The following is a 24,694-nucleotide window of genomic DNA, read 5'->3' as shown; positions in this document are numbered from 1 at the left end:
TTGAGACGCAATGGCATCAGGGACAGTTATGTTATCGACAAGCAAGAGAAGTGAAATTAAAAAAGGTGCCCACAAGGCGGTGTTCGAACAGGAGAAACTGTATCAGATCATTGATGAAAGCCTGGTGGCGCATGTGGCGATTCAGGAAGCGCAGGGGCCGGTGGTGATCCCTATGCTGGCGTGGCGGGTGGGTGATTTTGTCTATATTCACGGCGCCAACAACAGCCGTTTGCTGCGTAAACTCAAGCAGGAGGTGCAAACCTGCTTAACCTTTACGCTGTTCGATGGTTGGGTGCTGGCGCGGTCGGCGTTTAATCACAGCGCCCACTACCGCTCGGCTGTGGTGTTCGGCCAGTTTGAGGTCATTGAAGATAACCTTGAAAAAGACCAGCTGCTGAACCATTTTGTCGAGCAGATTGCCCCCGGAAGGACGCAGGACATCCGGCTGAGCAACCCAAAAGAGTTGGCGGCGACGACTGTGCTGCGGATGCCGCTTAACGAAGCTTCGGTCAAAATCAGCAATAAAGATGTGGGCGATGATCCGGCGGATCTGGATGTGCCGGCCTGGGCCGGTTTTATTCCGTACCGCACTGTGATCGGACCGCTCAAGGCGACGGCGGGCTTACACGAGTCGATCCCGACACCGGACTACCGTGCCGCTTACGGGGAGCGCTGGGAAAAATAAGGGAAGCCGCCCTCCCACTGAGAGGGCGGCCTTGATTACTCTTTTGCCTGTTGCTGCTCGTTGTTTTCCTCTTCTTCCATGTTCCACGGCAGGATGCCGGGTGACACGTGCAAGAAGTGCAGATAGTTTTCGAACTGGTCCAGAATGTCGGAAATGATATCCTGCTGTTCATAGCCGTAAACATCATAAGCCCGGCCGCCGCGGCGCAGGAAGACTTCCGCCCGGTAATAATGCTCAGGCTCTTCCGGGTTATGATCGGTTTCCGGAAAGGCAAAATCAGGCATAAGGTAGCCCCGCAGCCTGACTTCGTAGAGAAATTCCAGCTTACCTTCCTGATACACCTCAAACTTGGCTCTGCCTTGCTCTTCATCGTAAACCACTTCGGCCACCCAGCCTTGCTGTTCAAGCTCTTGCTCTACTTTTTCCATGCTTGGGTAGACAGTCTTTTCAATAAAACCTGAGACTTCTTCGCGTCCCGGGAAATCGACAATGTTGGCCAGGCGTTTTTTCCAGTAACCCGGGCCGGTTTTCCCGCCGCTCTGGCGCGATCGGGATTGCACGTGCTGCTCCAGGCTCTGGCTGTGGTGGGTTTCAATCACCAGCGCCCGCCACATGCCAACGGCCGCGATCAGCATGATGATCGCAAAGGGCAGGGCACTGACAATCGATGCCGTTTGCAGGGCACTGAGGCCACCAGCCAGCAGCAGTACCGCTGCGACCAGCCCTTCCATCGACGCCCAGAACACCCGTTGCCAGGCCGGTGTATGGGCGACGCCGCCAGAGGCCAGCGAGTCGATCACCAGCGAGCCGGAGTCCGACGAGGTGACAAAGAAAGTGATGATCAAAAAGACAGTAATAAAGGACACGATCGAGGTGAGCGGTAACCGCTCCAGCACTTTAAACAGCGCAATCGCCTGATCGGCCTGCACTTCATCAATTAGCTGGGTGTAGCCTTCGACCATGATCATATGAAGCGCGGTATCGCCGAATACAGAGAACCACAGGAAAGTGAAGATGGTCGGTACGACCATTACCCCGACCACGAACTGGCGTATAGTCCGGCCGCGGCTGATTTTTGCCACGAACAGCCCGACAAACGGTGCCCAGGCGATGGTCCAGCCGAAGATAAACAGCGTCCAGTTACCAATCCAGTCGCTGGCGGTATAGGCCTGCAAGTTAAAGGTCCGCTCGACAATATTGCTCAGATAGCTGCCGGTGTTTTGCATGAAAGTATTGAGAATAAAGACGGTGGGCCCGACGGCAAACACAAACAACATCAAGGATATCGCCAGCACCATGTTGAGAATCGACAGGCGTTTGACCCCTTTATCCATCCCGGCGACCACAGAAAAAATGGCCAGTGCGGTGATCACTACAATCGCAATGATTTGCACTGTGGTATTCACCGGTATTGATGGCCAGAGATAATTGAGCCCGGCATTAATCTGTGCCACGGACAAACCCAGCGTGGTCGCAATCCCGAACAGGGTGCCGAGAATGGCAAAGACATCGACAGTATGTCCGATTGGACCGTGGATTTTTTCGCCGATGAGCGGGTACAGGGTCGAGCGCATCGATAACGGCAGGCCGTGACGAAAGGCGAAATAGGCCAGTGTCAGTCCGACCAGACCATAAATTGCCCAGATGTGGAATCCCCAGTGAAAAAAGGCAATTTGCATCGCCTGCCGGGCGGCATCAACTGTCATGGCCGGGCCATCAGGCGGCGAGGCATAATGCAGCACAGGTTCGGCGACCCCGAAGAACAGCAGGGCAATCCCGTAACCGGCTGAAAACAGCATGGCAAACCAGGACGGAAAGCTGTATTCCGGCTCGGCGTGATCCGGGCCGAGCTTGATCTCTCCCCATTTGGTCAGGGCAACAGTGACAATAAAAAACAGAAAGATCGCTACCGACAGCATGTAGAACCAGCCAAAACTCTGGGTAACGTAACTGAGGGTCTCTGAGAAGACTTTTCCGGCCAGAGTCGGATTACTGATGGTGCCTATCACCATGAGTAAAATCACCGCCACGGCGGGAATAAAAACCGGTATCAGGATAGTTGAACTGCGCTGCGTTTTTTCTTCTGACGGCTTTTCTGCTGACATAGTTTCGCTCCACCATTCAAACCTTGCTCCCAAGTATGGCATACGCAACGGCATGCTTCAGAGTGAATTGTCTTTTTCATACAAGACATTACCCATAAAGTCCGAGAGTGAGACGCCGGTTGCTGATTTAATCTGAGTGGAAAACATCCGCATTATGAGGGTAGCGCCTGACATTCGGGTGACCTCAAGGTATCGGCACCTGCACGGGCGAGTTTGAGATCATCCGGGTAGGCCTTTTTAGCTTTGGATCTTGAAGAGAGTACCGGATGCAAGAAAATAATATCGCGAATAATGAATTTTTATGGTCGAAGATCAAAAGCTTACTGGGTATGACTATTGCAACTATAGGCTGCTTTTTCTTTTGCCTGCAGGCCTACCAGAACTTTTTAGCCTCTTTTGAATACACGTCAACCAGCACCAGTTATACCTATATTGCGATCTCCATTGGCTCGGGCCTGTTAGCCATTCCCTTTTTTCTGGGGGCAGTGAAATGTTTGCTGGCTTTTCTGGGTAAGCGATAATAAAGGCTTGTGAAGCGCCGCTAAACGCAAATCCCAGCCTGTTCAGATCCTGCCGGACTGGGATTTATTGCACTCTCATCAATGGACTGTCTCCAGTCTGCCACGACAGACGCTTTTTCGTCTAACCCACACATACGCAACACACTTCTCACGCGTCAAGCATAAAAATGCCAGCATGATGTGCATATCATTTGCCCGCTCTGCTGGCAGGCTTCAAGCCAGCATGGCACCGAAATCCCTCCTTTCAGCCTCTTGCTATGGCACAGGTTCAATAATGCGTTCAAAGCATACTTACAACCTATATCTGCCACGAATGGGATATAACACAAGTTTTTAACAAATTTGTTGTCGTTATTTTATGTGTTTATGTCATTCCTTAACTACGCTTTCAATGCTCGTTTCAAATGTTCACATTTTTGTCATAACGCTGAGTATCGGCGCATAAGAACACAACAAAAGATGGAAAAATGATTATGGATAAAAAGCACTTGGCAATAGCAGTGGCAGCTGCATTTTATGGATCTCAGGCAGTCGCGGTTGAGTTATTCAATGAAGGCGACACTACGCTCTCCGTCGGTGGTCATGTTTCTGTGGGTCTCGGCGGCTCTGAAGAGGGCGAAACGGAAGTAAAACAAGTGTCACCGCGTATCAATATCAATGCGACACAGGATATCGGTAACGGCTACACCGCCGATGCAAAAGGCGAGTGGGCACTGAATTATCTTGAAGGTGGCGAAGAGACCTTCACTACGCGTCTGGGCTACATTGGTGTCTCACACAATGCTTATGGCCGCGGCGTGGTGGGCACGCAATGGTCCCCTTACTATGACGGTGCAGGGATCGCCGATTTACCGATCGCGTTTGCGAACGACTTCCTGTACGACGATCAGGGCCCGCTGGGGACAGCCCGTGCCGAGCGCATGATCTCTTATCGCAACAGCCTCAACCTGAATGATGCCGGCGTGGTCTCATTCGGCCTTGGCTGGCAGGGCACGACAACCGGAGAAACCTGGAATGGTGCGGATGCTGAATACGATGATCGTGTCCAGATTGCACTGAACTATTCGATCATGGGCGTTGGTCTGAACTATGCCTATAACACAGGTGATGTTCAGGTGGGGGCCTTTGATGAAACCGCGCGCTCACACATGCTCAGTGCCAATTACGGCACCTACGGTGACGGCCTGTACGTGGCGGTTGTGTATGCGATGAACGATTACATGAACCAGGGCCTGGAAGAGTCAGTGGCGATTGAAGGCCTGCTGGCCTATGCCCTGCCAAGCAGCCTGAACCTGAGCGTGAACTACGAATCTGTCGAAGACGACAAGAACAACAACACCATCTTCAGCCAGATGGCACTGCAGGCAGAATATAACTTCACGCCTACTTTCGTTGGCTTCGGGGGTTACCAGTTTGACCTGGGCAACGATATCAATGTTGCCGAAGATGATATGTGGATTGTCGGTATGCGTTACTACCTGTAATTCATCTCGTCATACCCTCACAACAACGCTGCGGGGCAACCTGCAGCGTTTTTTTTGAATCATTATAACGCTCAGATGTCAGCTAGTCGGTTATTCACTGCGACGCCATACCAAGCCAAAATGTTCGCTGAAAGCCGTCCGGCCTTTTGTCGTCACTGCAACTTATTGGTATCCCGGTATTTTTTATCAGCGTCTACAGAGCCTCTTATGTGTCAGACTTTTCTGAACGAATGGCGTCTTGCTGAGGGGAGATATTGGCTCCTGTGTCTTCCTGCTTCTCCAATTTTATCCAAAAGACAAACAGTTCATACCAGATGGCCAGAATGACCGCACCGAGGAACAGGCCGGTCATGCCGTAATACAGCATACCGCCGATGGCACCGATCAGGATGACAGGCATAGGGACAGCCACCCCGCGGCCCATCAACATAGGTTTGAGCACATTGTCAGACAGCGAACCGATCACAACCCAGACGGTAAACAGTGTTGCGGTGGTGGCATCTTGAGTAAGGTACATATAAATGATCACGGGCAGGACGGCTATCAGAGCGGGCAACTGCGCGATACATAAAATGATCAGAAGCAAGGTCAGCAAGCCTGCCGCCGGAATGCCAAACACAAAAAAGCCGGCACCAATCAGTAGCGCCTGAATGGCCGCCACACCGACAACCCCAATCAGAACGCTTTTAATTGTTGCGGCAATCAGTGATGTCCAATGCGCGGCGTTGGTGCCTGCTGCACGCACAGCCACTGCCTTTAACGAGGCGGTAATCTTTTCTGAGTAGGTCATAAAACCGGCTGCAATCGCCAGCGATAGGATGAATATCAGCATGTCGCCCAAGGCTCCACCCAGCACACCAATGAAAGCGGACAGTGCAGACTTGATTTCCGGCAGAAAGGTTTGAATGGCTTTTTCCAGGTTAGTGGCAAACAAGCTCCACATGTCGAACAGCTTATCGCCGATAACCGGGATATCCGCAATCCTGTTGTCTGGCCCCGGAAGACTCACCTGACCTTGTTGCAGCGTCTCCAGTACCTGGATTGACGCATGGTAGACGGAAACAGAGATCATCACTAACGGCGTCACTAATAGCACAATACCCAGCAAGGCAACGGTCGTCGCCGCTAATCCCCGGCGATTGCCATACCAGCGCTGGATTTTCAACGTCAGTGGCATCAAAGCAACAGCGATAATTGCCCCCCAAATCACAGGGATAATAAATGGCTTGATGATGTCGTACGTGAACATCAGCAGTACCAGCAGCAAGCCGATACGGATCGCTGATTCCACCATATTGCTGATGAAAACTGTGTTTTGGTGCTGTTCCGGTTGTTTATCCATCTTGCTTCCTGATTTTTAGTATGAGTGCTGATAGGGCTGGATACTATGTTGCCTACAGTGGCCGTGATGTTTCATACACACGGCAGTGTCATCAGAATTCGATATCAGCACATATCACATGCAGGTTCAGGCAGATGATAAACGTCAGTACTGTAAACGGTATTAGTTCAGACTAGATCTGATACTTTAATTTGAAAAGAAGAGAGAATTTTAAAAGAAGAAAGCTGGAGACTGCGCGGCATTCTGCGTGTTTAGTTTAGAACGTTAGCCAGGCCAAAATACTCGCTGAGAGCATTCCGTCCTTTTTCTGTCACAGTGACTTCTCTGTATCCCGGTACTTTTTCAATCCAACCGCGCTGCTCAAAACACTGGAAAAGTGCCGCCCCGGCATGGCCGCCAAGGTGACATTTTCGCTCACTCCAGTCTAAACACGCACAGCACTGTTTACGTTTGGTCTTTGTATCGAGCATGACACCTAAATGGCTGAACTGCGCCTTGCCTAAGGGAGTTAACGCATTACCATCGCGGGTAATCCATGCATTTGCAAAAAGGTAATCGTAAATACCGACGGCGATTTCGCCAGCAAGATGGTCATAGCAGGTTCTTGCCCGTTGTAATTCGGCCGGCACCCGTGTTTTTGGCGACTGAACCGTGCCAAATGAAACCCCCATCATATTTTCAAGTAGTGAAGCAATACTGGCACTGTAGAGGCGAAAATAACGGTGGCGACCTTGCGATAAACAAGTGACGAGATTGGCTTTTAGCAACCGGGACAAGTGCGCGCTGGCGGTGGAAGGGGCGATATCAGAGACAGCGCTTAATTCAGTGGCCGTCCAGGCGCGCCCATCCATCAGCGCACAAAGAATTTTCATCCGTGACGCATCAGACATAGCAGCCGCAAGGGCTGCCATGGATAATTCCTGCTGAAATTCTTCGTGTTCCAGCGGTACTTGCGGGTGAGGCTTCACAATCAGGCCATCCAGTGACGGGTTACTTTTTCTGCAACCTTATAGTCATCAGTGATGAGGATCAAACGGTTTGCGTGGTCGCTGTATTGAGTGATGATGTTGATGCCGTTGTCGGCCAATACTCTGGCAATGGCACCCAGTTCTCCCGGTTGCTCTTGCTTGAGTTTTCGAATCAGCGGTTTGTAGATATTGATGACTTCAAAACCCCGTTCGGTAAGTACGGCTCTGGCTTTTTCACCATCTTCGACTAAAAAGTGGGCGTGGCATTGCTGGTTGACGGAAAAGACGCCGCCACCTTCTAAGCCAATATGATTCGCACCGAGTGTTTCGCCTAATCGCGCAAGCTCTCCCGGCAGATTGTTCAAAATGACATGAACGTCATACATAGCGATAGCTTCCTTGTTTAGCTTACTGGGATGATGAATATTCTCTGATCAGGCTGAGTACCTGAATCTGATAAAAAGAGAAAATGGACCCCTTTCCTTCCTGCTGAGCGGATCTGTGCAGCATGTTGTGCTTCCATTGCAAAATGGCCTCCTCGTTTTCCCACCATGACAGCGAGAGAAATTTCTCTGGATTGGAAATGCTTTGAAAGCGCTCCACAGAAATAAACCCTTCTGCATGGCTCAGCAGCGGCTTTAACTGTTCAGCCAGCTCGAAGTAGCGATCTTGTTTTTCAGGGACGGCTGTCGTTTCAAAAAGAACCGCGATCATTGTCTTATCCTTATGAAAGTCAGTGTGTCGGGCTCAATATAGCGAGGTGAAAAAAGGATACTTCGGTGATAGACGAAATGTGGGTTTCATAGAGAGGCGGGCTGGGGGATAGAGCAATTTCCGTAACTCTAATTATGCGTGCAAGTAATTAGAGGAGGTTTACAGTATGTAGTGTAAGCATCAATAACACGAATAATTTGATATGCGTTTAATGGATTATTGTTATGTGCTACTTTTTGATGTCATTTTTTGAGTCAGGGCGATGAGCTTATGAAGTCCGTTTTGTCTATTATTCCATTAGCACTATCAATCGTTGGTTGTAGCCCAGCACAAGAAGCAACTGAATCACAAATAAGTGAATGTAAAAATCTGATTTATAGTCATAACAGATATGAGCCTAAGCGAATGGAGTACGTCAAGATGAAGTCAGACGGTTCAATAATTATTAAATATCATAGAACAACTTCGGACGGCACTTGGACGTTGAGATGTTTAAATGGTACACCTCAAGTATGGGCTAAAGGTGCCCAGACGTGGATAGATATTTGATGTTAATGCGGGTAAAAAGCGATGAGCACCTTAGGGCTTAGGTGAACACCCAACCACAAATCCTAGATCGCTGTGTCGGTCACACCACACTGGCCCTGTAATCACCTCCCAGTCCTTACGCCGCCTGATTTCCTATATGGTTTTGTTTCCGTAACTGTCGCAGTAGTATTCCCGATGGCAGTATGAATACCTTCCCCTGATGTTACAGCTAGTTCTGACGGCTAGTGTACCTGCTGGTTCCCAGCTTATTGCTTACCTTGAGAGATAACAAGCCAATTACCATCCGGGGTAATTGATCATCATTCAACATCCATACTGTTCTGTTTTTCTGGCTGAGTCTCCTGATCTGCGTCTCAGCCCATCTCATTTAAGTGTCTAAATTATATTTATATTAATAAGTTGGACCTAAAGGAACGGATGTTGGTTATATTTTTGTTGGTTGTGGGGCGGGATTTTTTTGGATTCTGTTCTTGCGTTGGATGGTGTGTCGTGGCTTAGATGATCGACAGGCTGATTAGTATGGCTAGTGTTGGCGGATATCGGTCTGCGGTTAGAAATGGGGTTCTGTGGTGACTAGGCGAGGGATTTCGGTGCTACCAATGGACCAGAGCTAACAGGAAGTAAACGCGGAACGGATATAAACAGGCCAAAACGAAAAAAGGCTTATGGATTTCTCCATAAGCCTTCTGGAATCTGGTGGCCCCTCCCAGACTTGAACTGGGGACCAAGCGATTATGAGTCGCCTGCTCTAACCACTGAGCTAAGGGGCCAAATGTGCCACCGATTATATGGGATGGGTGGGGCATTGTCTAGTTGCTAAGGGGCTACTTTTGTTTGTTTCTTAGGCAGTTAAATGCAGGGCAAGCCCTTGAGTGGCAAGGGGTGTGAGCGGGGTCGCATGTGCTGCATGCAAAGAAAAAGCGGGCTGTTGAGCCCGCTTTGTGGTGTGGTGTTTCTGGTGAGTGGCTTACTCGTCCAGGAAGCTGCGCAGCACGTCGGAACGGCTTGGGTGGCGCAGTTTACGCAGGGCTTTGGCTTCGATCTGACGGATACGTTCACGGGTAACGTCAAACTGTTTGCCCACTTCTTCCAGTGTATGGTCCGTATTCATGTCGATACCAAAACGCATACGCAGTACTTTGGCTTCACGCGGCGTCAGGCCAGCCAGTACTTCGTTGGTGGCCGCACGCAGGTTAGTTGCCGTGGCAGAATCCATTGGCAGCTGCAGCGTGGTATCTTCAATGAAATCACCCAGATGTGAATCTTCATCATCACCGATTGGGGTTTCCATCGAGATTGGCTCTTTGGCAATCTTCAGCACTTTACGGATCTTGTCTTCCGGCATTTGCATGCGTTCAGCCAGTTCTTCCGGCAGTGGTTCACGGCCCATCTCCTGAAGCATCTGGCGAGAGATACGGTTCAGTTTGTTGATGGTTTCGATCATGTGCACAGGGATACGAATCGTACGTGCCTGGTCAGCGATTGAACGTGTGATTGCCTGACGGATCCACCAGGTGGCGTAAGTCGAGAACTTGTAACCACGACGGTATTCAAACTTATCCACGGCTTTCATCAGGCCGATGTTACCTTCCTGGATCAAATCCAGGAATTGCAGGCCACGGTTGGTGTATTTCTTGGCGATAGAAATAACCAGACGCAGGTTGGCCTCAACCATTTCTTTCTTGGCGCGGCGTGCTTTGGCTTCACCGATAGACATACGGCGGCTGATGTCTTTGATACGCTCAATCGACAGGCCGGTTTCATCTTCCAGTATGCGCAGCTTCAGCGAGGCACGGCGCAGATCTTCTTCGTAGTTCTTCAGGCGCTCGGCATACGGTTTGCCTGAGTTCAGTGCTTCATCGATCCACGCAGAAGAAGATTCATTACCGCTGAACAGCTGAACGAAGGTCTTCTTCGGCATTTTGCTGTTGTCGACACACATACGCATGATCAGGCGCTCATTGGTACGCACCTTATCCATGGAATCACGCAGTGAGCTGACCAGACGGTCAAACTGTTTCGGGATCAGACGGAACTGTTTGAAAATTTCCGACAGCTCGGCAATAGCGACTTCAGTCTGCGGGTGATGGCGGCCATTGGTTTCGATGGCTTTGGCCATATTTTCGTAAGAGACACGCAGTTCTTTGAACTTCTCGCGTGCTACTTCCGGATCAATGCTGCCGTCGTCTTCTTCGCTTTCTGAATCGTCGTCATCGTCTTCAAGATCTTTGTCTTCATCTTCAAGATCAGTTTCACTTAACTCGGAACCGATGTGCGTGGCTGTCGGAGCGGCTGTCTCTTCTTCGTTAGGATCCACGAAGCCTGAAATGATATCAGTCAGACGCAGCTCTTCTGCTTCAACCTTGTCAAACTGCTCAAGCAGATGCGAGATTGCTGACGGGTACTCAGCAACAGAACACTGAACCTGATTGATACCATCTTCGATGCGTTTAGCGATGTCGATTTCGCCTTCGCGGGTCAACAGCTCAACTGTACCCATTTCGCGCATGTACATACGAACCGGGTCAGTGGTACGGCCGATTTCGCTTTCTACGCTCGATAATGCCTGAGCCGCCGCTTCAATGGCGTCTTCATCGGCGTTATCTTCAGTCATCATGAGTTCATCGGCATCAGGGGCGGTTTCCACCACCTTAATACCCATGTCGTTGATCATCTGAATAATGTCTTCAACCTGATCAGAGTCAACAATGTCTTCTGGCAGGTGGTCATTAACTTCGGCATAGGTCAGATAACCTTGCTCTTTGCCTTTGGCAACAAGCAACTTTAGCTGTGACTGCGGATTTTGCTCCATAGACGATATCCAACTTAGGGTCTGAGTGAGAAAAAAGGATGCAGAAATGCAAACCAGTAATTATAACAAATGTCAGAATTGTTGACTACTTTTTAGACGGGGCGATTTAACAGCAATAGCTGAAGCTCCCGCTTCTCTTCGACTGATAAGCCGACGGTGTTCGATTTAGCCTGCAACTTCTCAATTTGTTGTGTGACGCATTGATCGATAACTTTATCCATCGCGTCAAAAAATACAGTGTGTAAACTGTCTTCATCGCTGCCGAGCGGTATGTCCCAGCTGGCCAGACGGGCCATCAGGGAGGCTTGCTCGGTCTCACGCCAATCTTCAAGCAACTGTCCAGTTGTGATATTGGGATGAAGTCGACATTTATCAACTATTGTCAGTAATAATTTTAAGCCAGCCAGCTCTGTGCCGGCGAAATCCTGGGTGTTTAAGCCCAGTTCATTGGCAAAGCCCGGGTTTTGCAGCAGCAGCGCAATCGCGATACGCATCGGCGTTCGTTTGATCGCGGGCTGAGCCATTCTTACCGGCTTATTGTCTCCGTGTTCGCTGATCAGCTGTTTGAGCTGTTCTTCATCAGGAAGACCGAGTTTTTGTCCTAAAACTTTCCGTAAGTATAGTCTCAGGGTGCCGCCCGGCACTTTGTCAATCAGCGGCACAGCCAGCGTACTGAGCTTGGCTTTGCCTTCCCGGCTGCTGGTATCCACCTGTTGCAGCAGGGTGGTGAACAGGAAATCGGACAGGGTCATCGCCTGAGTGATAGCCTGCTCGAACGCTTCTTTGCCATGCTGGCGCACGAAACTGTCCGGGTCTTCACCATCGGGCAGGAACATGAACTTCAGCTGGCGGCCGTCATTGAGATACGGCAGCGCTTGTTCCATCGCCCGCCAGGCCGCATCGCGACCGGCGCGGTCGCCGTCATAACAGCACACCACGGTACCGGTTTGCCGAAACAGGGTCTGAATGTGCTCCCCTGTGGTCGAGGTACCCAGCGAGGCGACGGCATAGTCGACGCCGTATTGCGCCAGGGCGACGACGTCCATATAACCTTCGACGACCAGAACACGTTCAGGTTCCCGGTAGGTTTGCATCACCTGATACAAACCGTAGAGCTCGCGCCCTTTGTGGAAAATCGGTGTTTCCGGTGAGTTGAGATACTTAGGCGTACCTTCGCCCAGTACCCGGCCACCAAACCCGATCACCCGGCCGCGACGGTCGTGGATCGGAAACATAATCCGGCCACGGAAACGGTCATAGCGGCGGCCTTGTTCGTTTTCGATCAGCATGCCGGCGCTGACTAAATCTTGCTGTGCCTGCTCGTTGCGGCCAAAACGGCTGCGTACCAGATCCCATTGGTCAGGCACATAGCCGATGCCGAACTGTTTGACTATCTCGCCAGACAGTCCGCGCCCTTTCAGGTAGTTAATGGCCACCTGCGCATCGCTCTGACGCAACAGCGACTGATAATATTGGGCGACCTGACCCATCAGGTCATAAAGGCTTTGCTTCTCTTGTCGCTTAATGCTGCTCTGGCCGCTGGTGCCTTGTTCGCGCGGAATTTCAAGCCCCAGCTGTGATGCCAGCTCTTCAACAGCATCCACAAAGTCCAGCCGGTCGAACTCCATCACAAAATCAAGCACGTTGCCTTTCGCACCGCACCCAAAGCAATAGTAGAACTGTTTGTCGGGACTGACAGAAAAAGACGGGGTTTTCTCATTGTGAAAAGGGCAGCAGGCACCGTAGTTCTTGCCTTGCTTTTTGAGTTTCACCCGCGCATCAATTACATCGACTATGTCATGCCGTGAGATGAGGTCATCGATGAATGAACGAGGGATCTTTCCTGCCATACAATGAGTGTTACCTGAAATTAACTGGGAAGAGATACAAACAAGCCGCGCATTCCCGAGAGGATAGCACGGCTTGCTGTAGAGTTGGGGCAGTTTTAGCCGAGTTTGGCTTTGACCAGTTGGCTAACTTTCCCCATATCGGCGCGGCCCTGCAGCTGTGGTTTAAGCACAGCCATCAGTTTACCCATGTCCTGCATTGAGCTGGCACCAGTGCTGGCGATTGCGTCTTCCAGCAGAGCGGCAACTTCGTCGTCGCTCAGCGGCTGAGGCATAAATTCTTCCAGTACGGCAATTTCAGCATGCTCGACATCGGCCAGATCCTGACGGCCTGCGGCTTCATACTGAGCCACAGAGTCACGACGCTGTTTTACCATTTTCGTCAGTACTGCCACGATGTCGTCGTCGGTCAGAGTGATCTTCTCGTCGACTTCACGTTGTTTGATGGCAGCAAGAACAAGACGGATAGCACCCAGGCGAGCTTTATCCTTCGCCTTCATGGCTGCTTTTTGTTCGTTCTTTATACTTTCGATCAGGGCCATTACGCTGTCCTTGTTATCTGTAAATTAGTACAGACGAACGCGACGTGCGTTTTCGCGAGCCAATTTTTTCAGGTGACGCTTAACAGCCGCTGCTTTAGCGCGCTTACGTACAGTTGTTGGCTTTTCGAAGTGCTCACGACGGCGAACTTCAGAAAGGATACCTGCTTTTTCGCAAGAGCGCTTAAAACGACGTAGAGCTACGTCGAACGGTTCGTTTTCACGTACTTTGACTACTGGCATGTAATACTCACCTCAGAGTGATTCGATTAACGCTGATGATCAAAATTATCAGCTGATTAAAAATGGTGCGAAATTCTAATCTGATCCGGGGTCATTTGTAAAGCATTCTGCAAGTCAGAACTGGTGAAATTCTGTCAACAGCGGTAACATGCCCCTCCGACGTTCCGCACCGGCTTCGGCTTTCGGTTTGTAAGTATATAAGTATAGAGGTTGATATGCGTATCCTGGGTATCGAAACGTCCTGTGATGAAACAGGCGTGGCGATTTACGATGATGAGAAAGGCCTGCTGGCTCATGAGTTGTACAGCCAAGTGAAGCTGCACGCCGATTATGGTGGCGTCGTACCTGAACTGGCCTCACGGGACCATGTCAAAAAAACCATCCCGCTGATCAAGCAGGCGCTGGCCGATGCCGGTTTAACTCCGGCTGATCTGGATGGCGTTGCTTATACCGCCGGACCGGGTCTGGTGGGTGCGCTGCTGGTAGGCGCGACCATAGGCCGCAGTCTGGCGTATGCCTGGAACCTGCCTGCGGTGGCGGTGCACCATATGGAAGGTCATCTGCTGGCACCTATGCTGGAAGACAATCCCCCTGAGTTTCCGTTTGTGGCGCTGCTGGTCTCTGGCGGTCATACCATGATGGTGGAAGTCAAAGGTATCGGCGAATACCGGATTCTGGGAGAGTCGATTGACGATGCCGCCGGTGAAGCCTTTGATAAAACAGCCAAACTGATGGGGCTGGATTATCCCGGCGGGCCGCTGTTATCAAAACTGGCCGATAAAGGCACGGCAGGGCGCTTTACCTTTCCGCGTCCGATGACTGACCGTCCGGGGATGGATTTCAGTTTTTCCGGCCTGAAAACGTTTGCCGCCAATACCATTCGTGGCAACGATGATGATGAGCAGACCCGGGCAGACATTGCTTATGCGTTTCAGGAAGCCGTGGTGGACACGCTGGCGATCAAATGCAAGCGTGCGCTGAAAGAAACCGGCTTTAAGCGCCTGGTGATTGCCGGGGGGGTGAGTGCCAACAAGCACCTGCGTGCCGAGCTGGCAGCGCTGATGGAAAAACTGGGCGGCGAAGTCTTTTATCCGCGTACTGAGTTCTGTACTGATAATGGCGCCATGATTGCCTATGCCGGCATGCAGCGCCTGAAAAATCAGGAAATTATGGATTTGAGTGTTAAAGCCCATCCACGCTGGCCGATCGATACGCTCAAGCCATTGCGCTGACCCGGTGTAAGCCAGCCAGGCAAGTAAACTTCGGAAAATACCTAACCGTCAGGGCGAATCAGGGTTTCGACTGGCGGTTAAATTTATGCCAAATCTTATATTCTTTGCCGTCGAGCAAGCGGCGGACATTCTCGTGATGCCGCAAAATGATCAGGCACGACAGCATAGCCACCGGCATGGTGTACTGAGGTTTCACCCACCAGGTAAACATGGGGGCTACCAGCGCAGTGATCATGGATGCCAGCGAAGAATAGCCACACAGCACGGCGACGACCAGCCAGCTTGCAATCAGCATCCCGCTTAAATCCCAGCCAATCGGGGCCAGTGCCCCAAGTGCCGTCGCCACGCCTTTACCGCCACGAAAATGGAAAAACAGCGGATAAATGTGTCCCAGACAGGCGGCAATCCCTATGATCCCCAGCAAAAAGGGATTAATCCCCAGAAAATAGCTGATCCAGACCGGCAGCATGCCTTTGAGGATATCGCATACCAGTACCAGTGCCGCGGCACCCCGGCCGCCGATACGCAGGACATTGGTTGCCCCTGGATTACCCGAACCGCTGTCTCTTGGATCTGGCAGGCGAAACAGACGGCAAATCAGCACTGCACTGGACACAGAGCCCAGCAGGTAAGCAGCGATAATGATCAGCAGCACCAATGGTGTCATAGCATCTCCAGTAAGCCCCTGACGTTGTTGTCATCCGGGGAGCGGGTGTTTATGAGCCTGTACGCCGTGGCCTTTCGGGTAGCCATGAAAGTAGCAAAAATGTGATTATTGAGCGCCCACGTCTGATGACATTATGCATAACAGCTGTGGTATAGTGCATCCACTTTCAGGAGGCTGGCGTGTTTGAAACGCTGGGAGCCTGTTTTCTGTCATCAATATGATGAACTCGTCCCGATAATACGCACTTTTGCTCACATTGGGTATCCGACCTCTACACAAAATTAGCGATGGAACATGGATTCAGTATTTATCGAACATCTTGACGTTATCGCCTCTATCGGGGTGTATGACTGGGAGCAGGAAATTAAGCAGAAACTCGTGCTGGACCTGGAAATGGCCCATGACAATCAGCCCGCGGCGCTGGCCGATGATGTGTCACTGGCGCTTGATTACGCAGCCGTCAGCCAGACAGTGACTGAGTTTGTGGAACAGGGCCGCTTTCTGCTGGTCGAGCGGGTGGCAGAGGAAGTTGCCAGCCTGATCATGACACGTTTCAACGTACCCTGGATCAAAGTGACAGTGACCAAGCCGGGCGCAGTGCCGAATGCGCGCGGTGTCGGTGTGGTGATTCAGCGGGGACGCCGTGACTGAGGTTTACATCAGCATCGGCAGTAATATCAACCGTGAGCACTATGTGCGTGCGGCGGTGGCTGAGCTGAAGCAGTTAGGATCCCAGTGTCGCGTTTCCCGTATTTTTGAAGCGGAACCTGTTGGTTTTGACGGTCCCGTTTTTTTCAATTGTGTGGTGGCATTAGAGACAGACTTGTCGCTGGATGCCCTGCAGCGCAGACTGAAAGCCCTGGAAGTGCAGTATGGCCGCCAGCCGGATGCCGTGAAAAACCAAAACAGGACGCTGGATCTGGATCTGTTGCTGTTTGGTGAGCTGATAAGCCCCGAAGCGCCAGTGCTGCCGCGGGCGGATATCTACAAGTTTGCTTTCGTCTTACTGCCGCTCTATGAATTGAATCCGCACTTGGTAATACCGGGAGATGGACGCACAGTGGCGGAAATCTGGCAGGCATTCGACGATCAGCAGGTTCTGACGCCAGTTGCGCTGAATGTTGACACAGTTTGACAGCAATGCACTGAACTGTCAGGGAAACCTGGGGTCAACCCTTTGGCGATACACTTTCTCGTATTATGTTTTCGAAGAGTTAAAGGTAAACAATGAGTCATTTTGAAGCGTTCATGTTGGCATTGATCCAGGGGCTGACTGAATTTTTGCCGATCTCCAGCTCGGCGCATTTGATCCTGCCGTCGCAGGTATTTGGCTGGGAAGATCAGGGCTTGGCTTTTGATGTTGCCGTGCATGTGGGTACGCTGGCAGCGGTTGTGGTGTATTTTCGCAAAGAAGTGGTGTCTTTGCTGTCGGCCTGGCTGGCGTCTATCTTCAAAGGTCACCGTTGTCGTGAAGCCAGTCTGGCCTGGATGATAGTACTGGCGACTATTCCGGCCTGTGTGTTTGGCTTCTTTATGGCCGATATTGTTGAACTGTACTTACGCTCTGCGTGGGTGATTGCGGTCACCACTATCGTGTTTGGTCTGCTGTTGTGGTGGGTGGATCGCCGTGCGAGCCAAACCCGCGATGAGTATGATGCAAACGCCAAGCGCTCACTGTTTATTGGCCTGGCGCAGGCGGCGGCCATGATTCCCGGTACATCGCGTTCAGGTGCGACGATGACAGCGGCGCTCTACCTGGGTTTTACCCGCGAAGCTGCTGCCCGTTTTTCGTTTCTGATGTCGATCCCAATTATCTTGCTGGCCGGAACGTATCTGGGCACCAAGCTGGTTGAGAGCAGTGCCCCGATTGATTTTGGCGGCTTAGGGATAGGGCTGGCGGTGTCCTTCATCAGTGCTTATGCCTGTATCCATGTGTTCCTGAAGCTGGTGACGCGCGTGGGTATGCTGCCATTTGTGATTTACCGGCTGTTGCTGGGCGTTGGCCTGATCGCGTTACTGCTAAGCCAGCAGTAATTCAGCCAGAACGCAATGAAAGGAAGCCGGATTTTGCTCCGGCTTTTTTTTGCGCTGATATTGTGGGCAGAGATCATGTGCAGGCGGCGCTATTTTTTAGCGGCACAGCACCTGCGCCGCCGCCTCAGCCCGCCGGATAGCCAGTTGTTCCTTGATGGCTGCGCCCTGATAGCCTGCCTCAATAATAGGTTTCACTTCGACGGCCTGTACGGCGGAAAAGACATCCTGAAGGATATCGGCCTGCGGATAGGGGGCGTCTTCAAATCCGGTCCGGCCGCGGATGTCAGCCCGGCAGCAAATGGCTAACTGTTCAACTCGCTCCGGCTTTCGCCAGGCGTCTATCTGATCAAAGAGTCTGATAAAGGTGGCGGGGCGCATCTCTTGTGCGCGATGTACCTTGGTGTGCTGAGCGCAGACCATCAGCGCGGTATCGCGATAATGATTCGGCACTCTCAGGCGCTGGCACAGCTGGCGGATCACATCCATCCCCAGCTGGCAGTGCAGTTTATGGCTGGGCAGCTCTGCTTTGGGCGACAGGGCTTTACCCAGATCATGCACCTGGGCACTGAAGCGGATCACAGGATCGTTACTCAGCAATGCCGCCTGATAGGACACCATCAGGGTGTGGATACCGGTATCGATTTCCGGATGCCACTTCTCGGGCTGCGGAACGCCAAACAGCGCGTCGATCTCCGGCATTACTACTCCCAGTGCGCCGCACTGACGCAGCACGGTCAGAAAGATATCCGGGCGCTCGGTATGCAGGGCGCGCTCCCATTCCTGCCATACCCGTTCGGGCGTCAGGGCTTCCAGTTCACCGTCTGCCACCATCTCCTGCATCAGCGCCAGCGTTTCAGGAGCAACGGTGAAGCCTTGCGGAGCAAAACGGGCCGCGAATCGGGCGACACGCAAGACACGCAGCGGATCTTCAACAAATGCCTGCGAGACATGGCGCAGCTGACGCTTTTCTATGTCCTGCTGGCCCTGATAAGGGTCGACCAAGGTACCGTCCTGCGCCTCGGCAATGGCGTTGATGGTCAGATCCCGCCGCATCAGGTCCTGTTCCAGCGTTACATCCGGGGCGGCATAGCATTCAAAGCCGGTATAGCCTTTGCCCGATTTTCGTTCGGTGCGGGCCAGGGCATATTCTTCTTTGGTTTTGGGGTGCAGAAAGACAGGAAAATCGCTACCTACCTGGCTGAACCCCTGGTCCAGCATGCGCTGAGGCGTGGTGCCGACGACTACCCAGTCTTTGTCTTTAACGGGCAATCCCAGCAGCCGATCCCGTACCGCGCCGCCAACCAGATAAATATCCACTTTTCTCTCCTCGTCTTTTGTCAGTCTTGCCCCCGAAGGGTATACAATCGGTGTCACGAACGCTAATGTATCTCAGTTATTTTACTTCATCCCGGACGAAGACATGTACAAGGCATTTTTTGGCCTGACCGAAGCCCCGTTTTCGATTGTGCCCAGTGCACGATTTCTTTATCTCAGCGACCGCCACCGCGAAGCGCTGAATCATATGCTGGCCGGACTGGCTGATGGTGGTGGTTTTGGCCTGCTTACCGGCGAAGTCGGTACCGGCAAAACCACAGTGCTGCGCGCCTTGTTGTCTAAACTGGGTGAGGAGACCCAAGTTGCTGTGGTACTGAACCCGGCGTTATCGGCGCATGAGTTGCTGGAAAGCATCTGTGATGAGTTAGGGCTGCCGGCGTCACCACAAGACAGTTATAAGATCTTGACTGACAGATTGTATGCCCACCTCAAAGCCAATGATCAGGCCGGGCGTCATACGCTGTTACTGGTCGACGAAGCGCAGCATCTGCTGCCGGACGTGCTCGAACAGCTACGTCTGCTGACCAACCTGGAAAATGATCAGCGCAAACTGCTGAAAGTCGTGCTGGCCGGTCAGCCCGAATTGCAGCAGTTACTGCAGCAGCCGGGCTTGCGTCAGCTGGCTCAGCGCATTACCTCACGCTATCACCTGCTGCCGTTGACTGAAGTGGAAGTGGCGGCTTACGTGCGTTTTCGTCTCGATCAGGTCGGTTGCGCTCATCAGATTTTCTCGCCCCAGGCGCTGAAGACACTGGCCCGGGTATGCGGCGGCATTCCGCGCCAGATCAACCTGGTGTGCGATAAAGCCTTGCAGCTTGCCTGCCGTGACAGCCGGTATCAGATCAACCCTGAGCACATCAAACAGGCCAGTGAGCTGGCTCTGGGATGGGCGGTCCCACAGCCGGCACAGGTCGCGGACCCATCGCGCCACCGTCTGGGCTGGGCAATTGCCGCCATTCTGGCTCCGGCGTTAATCGCGGCGGGCTACTGGGGTGGTGGCTGGGTAGCGGAAAATAAGCTGGGCGCCGTGGTGCAGGAAACGGCCGTAGTTTCTGCGCCTGCCTCGGGGCGACTACCGGAAACGGATGAAGGCCGGGCGCTGGCGGCACTGGAAGAACGCTGGCAAGCTGTGCTGGCCCTGCAGCCGACGGAAAGGCAAGCCATGCAGACCCTTTATCGACTGTGGGGCTATGAGGTGTCGCCCAGTCAGGCGAACTGCCTCAGCAGTACCCGTATCGGCCTGACCTGCCAGCAAAGCAAGGGCGATCTTGCCCAGCTCAGCCTGATCAACCGGCCTGCCATACTGACTCTGAGCCAGGATGATGGCGAGCGCTTTTATGCGGTGCTTTATGCGCTCTGGCCGGGTGAAGCCGAGCTGATGCTGGGCGGAGAGCGGCTCAGAGTGAGCCGGGAATGGTTGCAGGCGCGCTGGCAGCAGGACTATACCCTGATGTGGCGTCCGCCGATGGGGGAAAGCACCAGCATACGTTATGGTCAGCAAGGCGGCCGTGTGGCCTGGCTGGACAGACAGCTTAACCGTTTACTGGGTGAGCCGGGCATGGCCAGCAGAGACTTTGATCAAGCTGTGCTTGAGAAGCTGCGTCGTTTTCAGCAGGCTCAGGGCTTGTATGCCGACGGGATTGCCGGACCCATGACGCTGATGGTGCTGGATACCGCGTTGTCGCTGCCCGGGCCGACACTGCATCAAGAGTACCGCACCGATGGTGATGCCGTTAACGGCAGCCACCCGATGTCATTTCTGCCGTTTCCTAAGTTAACCACAGAGGCCTTGCCTGCACCGGGTTTACCCTTGTACGGCAATGCAGAGCGCAGTGCTTTTGAAGCCGGGCGGTCGCTGTATGACCCAGCTGGTGAGCAGCCCTCGGGCACAACAACCAGTGATACAGCTGCCATGGACACAGTAACAACGGATACCGCAGTCAGTGACAGCCAGATGAACTTCCTGGATTTGGATAAACTGGATTTGTCGGGCCTGTCTCCTGAGCTGGCCAATCGTCTGCATCAGGCGATTGCCGCTACTGATCAGGCCGATACACCGGCCTTGGTTGATCCCAGATCCGTCACTGCGGCCGTGGTGAAAGAAAAGCCGCACGTGGCCGAAGAGGTGATGACGGTTGCTGATCTGCCTCAGAGCGTTCAGGCGCGATTACCGGCAATCAATCTGCAGACCCATATCTACTCATCCAGTGCGAACAGTCGCTGGGTTAAGGTGAATAACCGCGAGGCTTATGAAGGCGACGAAGTTGCCCCAGGTGTGAGGCTGGAGAAGATTGAACCGCGTAAGGTCATTCTGGATTTTGAGCATATCCGCTTTGAGATGGCGGCATTGTCTCAGTGGCCGTCAGGGTAAGGCTCACAAACGACGTCAGTCAGTGGAAAGCCTGACAGACGGAAACAAAAAAGGCAGCTCAGCTGCCTTTTTTGTTTTTGAAATGGCTATTGGCGAATCAGGCCCAGCCATTATTGCGTTTTTTACGACGTGGGATCAGGTGAGGCAGTACCAGACCAAACAACAGTCCTCCACCTGCAACCATGCCGCCGTAGGTAAACCATCTCATCAGCAGATCGTCTGCCTGGGTATCCAGTTTAGCGCGCAGTTCACGGATTTCAGACTGGGACGTCGACAGCTGGTCATTCAGCTTGGTGTTTCGCTCTTCCAGATCGGTGATCTGCTCAGTACGGTTCTCCAGTGAAGACTGAAGCGTCGCATTGCGTTCATCGCTGGACTGCTTGGCGTTGGCCAGTGCTTTTTTTACTTCGGTCAGTTCTTTTTCTAATTTTGGCAGGCGTTCTTTCAGGCCAACCTGATTAGATATGAAATCACTTTTGACCCAGCCCGTGCGGCCGCGGTCGTCAACCACTTTACTGAAACCCGATTCTTTGTTGACTTCCAACAGGGTTACTTTCGTGCCAGCGTCTACGCTGCCCATAATTTTGAATTGCGTACTTGGCCCGCGATGCATGTAAGTAAACAGGTCATCGGAGATGTAACGCACCTGCTGAGCGTGTACCTGAGCTGTCATCAGAACGGTGATAGCGGCAAAAACTAAGCGGATAAGTTGCTTCACTCTGGGATCCTTGAAGGAGCTTGATTAATCGATGGAGCACAGATACTAAGAATTTTGCGGCGATGGCGCAAGAGGAGAGGGAGGCATAGCCTCCCTCTTTTGACCTTGTGCTACTTTTTTGTAAAGTTTACGGAAGACTGACAAAAATCAGCCAAAAGCCGCTTGCATTACATAGAAGAAAATGACTGCTAGCAGGGCGCCTGCTGGCAGGGTAACGATCCAAGATGCCACGATGTTACGAACAACACCCATGTTCAGGGCGGCAATACCGCGGGCAAAGCCTACACCCAGTACTGCACCTACCAGGGTTTGTGTGGTAGAGATAGGCAAACCTGTGCCCGACGCCAGTACCACGGTCGACGCGGTAGCCAGCTGTGCTGCAAAGCCGCGGCTCGGTGTCAGCTCAGTAATCCCTGTGCCCACAGTTGCCATGACTTTGTGACCCATGGTCGCCAGACCCACGACTATACCCAAACCACCCAATGGCAGAATCCACCAGGCAATGGCGGTTTTCTCGGACAGCTGGCCCATGTGCTCAACCGTTGATACCACAGCAGACAGAGGACCAATGGCGTTAGCCACATCGTTGGAGCCGTGTGCAAAGGCCATCGCACAAGCGGTAACGACCATCAGCAGGCTGAATACGCGCTCAACGCCCGCATAGCCGTTATGGCCCACAGTCTGCTCCGCATCGGCATAGTTGCGACGGATGTAGAGATAGCCGAATCCCATCACGATCAGTGACACCGCGATCGAAGCCAGCCAGGCTTCACCGGTCGACAGGTGCAGACCCACGTGTTTCAGGCCTTTTTTGATCGTGACCAGCGCGATGACCATAGTGGTAAGGAACATGTAAACAGGTACAAAACGCTTGGCGTTGATGAGCGGGGTATCGGTATCAAAGATCAGCCTTTGTGCACTGATAAAGATGACATAGGCAAAGATCCCTGAGATCAGCGGCGTGATAATCCAGCTGCCCACTATGCCCTGTACCGAGCCCCAGTCAACCGCTTCCGTACCAACAGATACACAGGCAAAACCTATGATGGCACCGATGATAGAGTGCGTAGTGGAGACCGGCCAGCCCATGTAGGACGCCAGCAATAGCCATGAACCTGCCGCCAGCAATGACGCCATCATGCCGTAAACCAGTATTTCAGGCTGATTGACGTAGTGAGAGGTGTCAATGACCCCTTTACGTATGGTATCTGTGACTTCACCGCCAGCCAGATAGGCGCCGGCAAATTCAAAGATCATGGCGATAATAATCGCCTGTTTGACTGTCAGCGCTTTGGAACCTACTGAGGTACCCATTGCGTTAGCCACATCATTGGCACCAATACCAATAGCCATTAGAAAGCCAAAGAGGGCCGCCACCACGATGATCATGGTGCCATAATTAGCCAGGATTTCCATTGTAAAACCTTGTTGTATTTACCGTGCTCGTTATGAGCGGGATAGCATGATTTCGAGTCGCGAACCGACACGCTGAGCCTGGTCGGCGATACCGCCAATCCATTCGAAGATCTTATACATAAACATCACATCGACGGGATTGAACTGGTCTTCGACCTTACGTAGTTGCTGGCGCAGAATAATCTGCATGCTGTCGGTATCATCTTCGATAACGTCAAGCTGATTGATCATTTCCGCCACCAGAGTCACTTCACGGCCTTTAAAGCCGGTCTCCAGCAGTTCATCCAGTTCATGGATGACACGGCTGGCCTGATTGGCAGCATCAAGGCAGCGTTGAACATAGGCAAGAAAGTCTGGATAAAAGTGCTCAGGAATGTCTAACTGACGTCCGTAGACACGACCTGCAATATCTTTGGCCAGATTTGCGAGTTTGTCCTGCTGAGTGAGGAGATCCAGCATGTCAGTCCGGTCGACTGGCATGAACAGACCACGAGGAAGCTTGAGACGGATTTCACGTTTGAGCACGTCCGCATCTTTTTCAAGCTGCGAAATCTGTTCACGATACTGTCCGGCTTTTTCCCAATCTTTGGCGTGACACGCCTCGAAAAACGGAACAAGCAATTCACAACATTCATTCACACGAGTGACATGGCGTTGCAATGGTTTGATTGGGGATTTAGCAAAGAGCCCCATAATTGTATTTACTGGCATAGCCGATCAACCTAAAGATACCTGTAATAAAGGCGAAATCTTGAGCGATGGATCAGAGCCTGTTGCCTTTGGAGTATCAACCCGAAAAGAGGCGGGTTCTATGCGTTAAAAAGGCAGAAATGGTATGGCGGAAGAGAGCTAGAGAAAGAGGGTAACGTCGCGAGCCAGAATTGTCCCCACAGCCCCATAAGGTTGAGGAGAACAAGCGCTTCTCTGCGTTACTCATCATTTATTTAGCGCACTAAACTCCATGATTCGTGCCTTGATTAGCGCTTTTTCAGCACTGGTTAGAGCAAATAGTCCAAAGGTCAACAGGCCCTATGGCGCGCATGTTAACGTATAACTTAGTACAGGGAAACACATTTTGTACGCCTATTTCTGGAGATTTCTTGCTTGCTACA

At 52.1% G+C, this 24,694-nt stretch carries 22 protein-coding genes and 1 tRNA gene; 8 read left to right on the top strand and 15 right to left on the bottom strand.

Translation table 11 applies throughout. The features are described from left to right. The first annotated feature begins 28 nt into the window (after positions 1–28). The gene (locus tag D6M16_RS10680; RefSeq protein ID WP_120511962.1) at positions 29–685 is read left to right on the top strand and encodes a pyridoxamine 5'-phosphate oxidase family protein; all 657 of its coding nucleotides are present in this window, start codon (positions 29–31) and stop codon (positions 683–685) included. Between the two features lie 35 nt (positions 686–720). On the opposite strand, the gene D6M16_RS10675 is transcribed toward D6M16_RS10680, so the two are convergent. Continuing rightward, entirely contained in the window at positions 721–2,790 is a 2,070-nt protein-coding gene (locus D6M16_RS10675; protein WP_120511764.1) for a BCCT family transporter, read from the bottom strand. A gap of 266 nt (positions 2,791–3,056) precedes the next feature. Between D6M16_RS10675 and D6M16_RS10670 the strand changes: the two genes are divergently transcribed. Beyond that, complete coding sequence (locus tag D6M16_RS10670; RefSeq protein WP_120511763.1) at positions 3,057–3,311, top strand: hypothetical protein; 255 nt, start codon at positions 3,057–3,059, stop codon at positions 3,309–3,311. Between the two features lie 473 nt (positions 3,312–3,784). Continuing rightward, positions 3,785–4,795, top strand: a complete 1,011-nt coding sequence (locus D6M16_RS10665; RefSeq protein WP_120511762.1) for a porin — start codon at positions 3,785–3,787, stop codon at positions 4,793–4,795. A 205-nt stretch (positions 4,796–5,000) separates the two neighbouring features. Here D6M16_RS10665 and D6M16_RS10660 read toward each other — a convergent pair whose 3' ends face one another. The 9 genes from D6M16_RS10660 to rpsU all read right to left on the bottom strand — a co-directional run bounded on the left by D6M16_RS10660 (position 5,001) and on the right by rpsU (position 13,809). Continuing rightward, positions 5,001–6,137 (bottom strand): AI-2E family transporter, encoded by a 1,137-nt coding sequence (locus D6M16_RS10660; RefSeq protein ID WP_120511761.1) that lies wholly within the window; start codon positions 6,135–6,137, stop codon positions 5,001–5,003. Between the two features lie 251 nt (positions 6,138–6,388). Beyond that, on the bottom strand, positions 6,389–7,048 hold the full coding sequence (locus D6M16_RS10655; RefSeq protein ID WP_120511961.1) for an ArsR/SmtB family transcription factor: 660 nt from the start codon (positions 7,046–7,048) through the stop codon (positions 6,389–6,391). A 59-nt stretch (positions 7,049–7,107) separates the two neighbouring features. Continuing rightward, positions 7,108–7,491, bottom strand: coding sequence for an amino acid-binding protein (locus D6M16_RS10650; RefSeq protein ID WP_120511760.1), 384 nt, complete (start codon positions 7,489–7,491; stop codon positions 7,108–7,110). A 22-nt stretch (positions 7,492–7,513) separates the two neighbouring features. Further along, positions 7,514–7,819, bottom strand: a complete 306-nt coding sequence (locus tag D6M16_RS10645; RefSeq protein ID WP_120511759.1) for an antibiotic biosynthesis monooxygenase family protein — start codon at positions 7,817–7,819, stop codon at positions 7,514–7,516. Between the two features lie 1,243 nt (positions 7,820–9,062). Then, a tRNA-Ile gene (locus tag D6M16_RS10640) sits at positions 9,063–9,138 on the bottom strand. A 197-nt stretch (positions 9,139–9,335) separates the two neighbouring features. Beyond that, positions 9,336–11,180: an RNA polymerase sigma factor RpoD gene (rpoD, locus tag D6M16_RS10635; protein WP_120511758.1), complete on the bottom strand. Its 1,845-nt coding sequence runs from the start codon at positions 11,178–11,180 to the stop codon at positions 9,336–9,338. Between the two features lie 92 nt (positions 11,181–11,272). Further along, positions 11,273–13,030, bottom strand: coding sequence for a DNA primase (gene dnaG / locus D6M16_RS10630; RefSeq protein ID WP_120511757.1), 1,758 nt, complete (start codon positions 13,028–13,030; stop codon positions 11,273–11,275). Between the two features lie 95 nt (positions 13,031–13,125). Continuing rightward, positions 13,126–13,569 (bottom strand): GatB/YqeY domain-containing protein, encoded by a 444-nt coding sequence (locus D6M16_RS10625; RefSeq protein ID WP_120511756.1) that lies wholly within the window; start codon positions 13,567–13,569, stop codon positions 13,126–13,128. Between the two features lie 24 nt (positions 13,570–13,593). Further along, complete coding sequence (gene rpsU / locus D6M16_RS10620) at positions 13,594–13,809, bottom strand: 30S ribosomal protein S21 (RefSeq protein WP_002537656.1); 216 nt, start codon at positions 13,807–13,809, stop codon at positions 13,594–13,596. A gap of 215 nt (positions 13,810–14,024) precedes the next feature. Between rpsU and tsaD the strand changes: the two genes are divergently transcribed. Next, positions 14,025–15,041 carry a tRNA (adenosine(37)-N6)-threonylcarbamoyltransferase complex transferase subunit TsaD gene (tsaD, locus tag D6M16_RS10615; RefSeq protein WP_027251932.1) on the top strand — a complete coding sequence of 339 codons (1,017 nt, stop codon included), beginning with the start codon at positions 14,025–14,027 and terminating at the stop codon, positions 15,039–15,041. Positions 15,042–15,099: 58 nt separating this feature from the next. On the opposite strand, the gene plsY is transcribed toward tsaD, so the two are convergent. After that, positions 15,100–15,708, bottom strand: coding sequence for a glycerol-3-phosphate 1-O-acyltransferase PlsY (gene plsY, locus D6M16_RS10610; RefSeq protein ID WP_120511755.1), 609 nt, complete (start codon positions 15,706–15,708; stop codon positions 15,100–15,102). A 294-nt stretch (positions 15,709–16,002) separates the two neighbouring features. On the opposite strand from plsY, the gene folB reads away from it, so the two are divergent. The 3 genes from folB (at position 16,003) to D6M16_RS10595 (ending at position 17,742) form a co-directional block, all read left to right on the top strand. After that, positions 16,003–16,359, top strand: coding sequence for a dihydroneopterin aldolase (gene folB / locus D6M16_RS10605; RefSeq protein WP_046222375.1), 357 nt, complete (start codon positions 16,003–16,005; stop codon positions 16,357–16,359). After that, complete coding sequence (gene folK / locus D6M16_RS10600) at positions 16,352–16,843, top strand: 2-amino-4-hydroxy-6-hydroxymethyldihydropteridine diphosphokinase (RefSeq protein WP_120511754.1); 492 nt, start codon at positions 16,352–16,354, stop codon at positions 16,841–16,843. Before folB ends, folK begins: the two co-directional genes overlap by 8 nt. Before the next feature lie 92 nt (positions 16,844–16,935). Further along, complete coding sequence (locus tag D6M16_RS10595; RefSeq protein WP_120511753.1) at positions 16,936–17,742, top strand: undecaprenyl-diphosphate phosphatase; 807 nt, start codon at positions 16,936–16,938, stop codon at positions 17,740–17,742. 96 nt (positions 17,743–17,838) lie between these two features. Here the strand turns inward: D6M16_RS10595 and D6M16_RS10590 are convergent, their stop codons facing one another. Beyond that, positions 17,839–19,059, bottom strand: coding sequence for a multifunctional CCA addition/repair protein (locus D6M16_RS10590; protein ID WP_120511752.1), 1,221 nt, complete (start codon positions 19,057–19,059; stop codon positions 17,839–17,841). A 103-nt stretch (positions 19,060–19,162) separates the two neighbouring features. Here D6M16_RS10590 and D6M16_RS10585 point away from each other — a divergent pair, with 103 nt between their 5' ends. Next, complete coding sequence (locus D6M16_RS10585; RefSeq protein ID WP_120511751.1) at positions 19,163–21,448, top strand: AAA family ATPase; 2,286 nt, start codon at positions 19,163–19,165, stop codon at positions 21,446–21,448. A 97-nt stretch (positions 21,449–21,545) separates the two neighbouring features. On the opposite strand, the gene D6M16_RS10580 is transcribed toward D6M16_RS10585, so the two are convergent. The 3 genes from D6M16_RS10580 to D6M16_RS10570 all read right to left on the bottom strand — a co-directional run bounded on the left by D6M16_RS10580 (position 21,546) and on the right by D6M16_RS10570 (position 24,293). Further along, positions 21,546–22,121, bottom strand: a complete 576-nt coding sequence (locus D6M16_RS10580; protein ID WP_420812231.1) for a TIGR04211 family SH3 domain-containing protein — start codon at positions 22,119–22,121, stop codon at positions 21,546–21,548. A gap of 192 nt (positions 22,122–22,313) precedes the next feature. Continuing rightward, on the bottom strand, positions 22,314–23,582 hold the full coding sequence (locus tag D6M16_RS10575; protein WP_120511749.1) for an inorganic phosphate transporter: 1,269 nt from the start codon (positions 23,580–23,582) through the stop codon (positions 22,314–22,316). Positions 23,583–23,612: 30 nt separating this feature from the next. Next, positions 23,613–24,293: a TIGR00153 family protein gene (locus tag D6M16_RS10570; RefSeq protein ID WP_120511748.1), complete on the bottom strand. Its 681-nt coding sequence runs from the start codon at positions 24,291–24,293 to the stop codon at positions 23,613–23,615. Positions 24,294–24,694 lie beyond the last annotated feature (401 nt).

The organism is Photobacterium salinisoli (assembly GCF_003614885.1).
In the GTDB taxonomy this organism is placed as follows: Bacteria; Pseudomonadota; Gammaproteobacteria; order Enterobacterales; family Vibrionaceae; genus Photobacterium; species Photobacterium salinisoli.
This window is presented reverse-complemented; position numbering and strand designations above follow the sequence as displayed.

What these genes read in the sequence shown, in the direction of transcription:
- plsY (WP_120511755.1), bottom strand. Translation starts at nt 15,708, where the DNA reads ATGACACCATTGGTGCTGCTGATCATTATCGCTGCTTACCTGCTGGGC.
- D6M16_RS10665 (WP_120511762.1), top strand. Translation starts at nt 3,785, where the DNA reads ATGGATAAAAAGCACTTGGCAATAGCAGTGGCAGCTGCATTTTATGGA.
- rpsU (WP_002537656.1), bottom strand. Translation starts at nt 13,809, where the DNA reads ATGCCAGTAGTCAAAGTACGTGAAAACGAACCGTTCGACGTAGCTCTA.
- D6M16_RS10680 (WP_120511962.1), top strand. Translation starts at nt 29, where the DNA reads ATGTTATCGACAAGCAAGAGAAGTGAAATTAAAAAAGGTGCCCACAAG.
- D6M16_RS10570 (WP_120511748.1), bottom strand. Translation starts at nt 24,293, where the DNA reads ATGCCAGTAAATACAATTATGGGGCTCTTTGCTAAATCCCCAATCAAA.
- D6M16_RS10655 (WP_120511961.1), bottom strand. Translation starts at nt 7,048, where the DNA reads ATGGCAGCCCTTGCGGCTGCTATGTCTGATGCGTCACGGATGAAAATT.
- D6M16_RS10660 (WP_120511761.1), bottom strand. Translation starts at nt 6,137, where the DNA reads ATGGATAAACAACCGGAACAGCACCAAAACACAGTTTTCATCAGCAAT.
- folB (WP_046222375.1), top strand. Translation starts at nt 16,003, where the DNA reads ATGGATTCAGTATTTATCGAACATCTTGACGTTATCGCCTCTATCGGG.
- D6M16_RS10625 (WP_120511756.1), bottom strand. Translation starts at nt 13,569, where the DNA reads ATGGCCCTGATCGAAAGTATAAAGAACGAACAAAAAGCAGCCATGAAG.
- D6M16_RS10645 (WP_120511759.1), bottom strand. Translation starts at nt 7,819, where the DNA reads ATGATCGCGGTTCTTTTTGAAACGACAGCCGTCCCTGAAAAACAAGAT.
- D6M16_RS10670 (WP_120511763.1), top strand. Translation starts at nt 3,057, where the DNA reads ATGCAAGAAAATAATATCGCGAATAATGAATTTTTATGGTCGAAGATC.
- D6M16_RS10585 (WP_120511751.1), top strand. Translation starts at nt 19,163, where the DNA reads ATGTACAAGGCATTTTTTGGCCTGACCGAAGCCCCGTTTTCGATTGTG.
- D6M16_RS10575 (WP_120511749.1), bottom strand. Translation starts at nt 23,582, where the DNA reads ATGGAAATCCTGGCTAATTATGGCACCATGATCATCGTGGTGGCGGCC.
- D6M16_RS10650 (WP_120511760.1), bottom strand. Translation starts at nt 7,491, where the DNA reads ATGTATGACGTTCATGTCATTTTGAACAATCTGCCGGGAGAGCTTGCG.
- rpoD (WP_120511758.1), bottom strand. Translation starts at nt 11,180, where the DNA reads ATGGAGCAAAATCCGCAGTCACAGCTAAAGTTGCTTGTTGCCAAAGGC.
- D6M16_RS10675 (WP_120511764.1), bottom strand. Translation starts at nt 2,790, where the DNA reads ATGTCAGCAGAAAAGCCGTCAGAAGAAAAAACGCAGCGCAGTTCAACT.
- tsaD (WP_027251932.1), top strand. Translation starts at nt 14,025, where the DNA reads ATGCGTATCCTGGGTATCGAAACGTCCTGTGATGAAACAGGCGTGGCG.
- D6M16_RS10580 (WP_420812231.1), bottom strand. Translation starts at nt 22,121, where the DNA reads ATGACAGCTCAGGTACACGCTCAGCAGGTGCGTTACATCTCCGATGAC.
- D6M16_RS10595 (WP_120511753.1), top strand. Translation starts at nt 16,936, where the DNA reads ATGAGTCATTTTGAAGCGTTCATGTTGGCATTGATCCAGGGGCTGACT.
- dnaG (WP_120511757.1), bottom strand. Translation starts at nt 13,030, where the DNA reads ATGGCAGGAAAGATCCCTCGTTCATTCATCGATGACCTCATCTCACGG.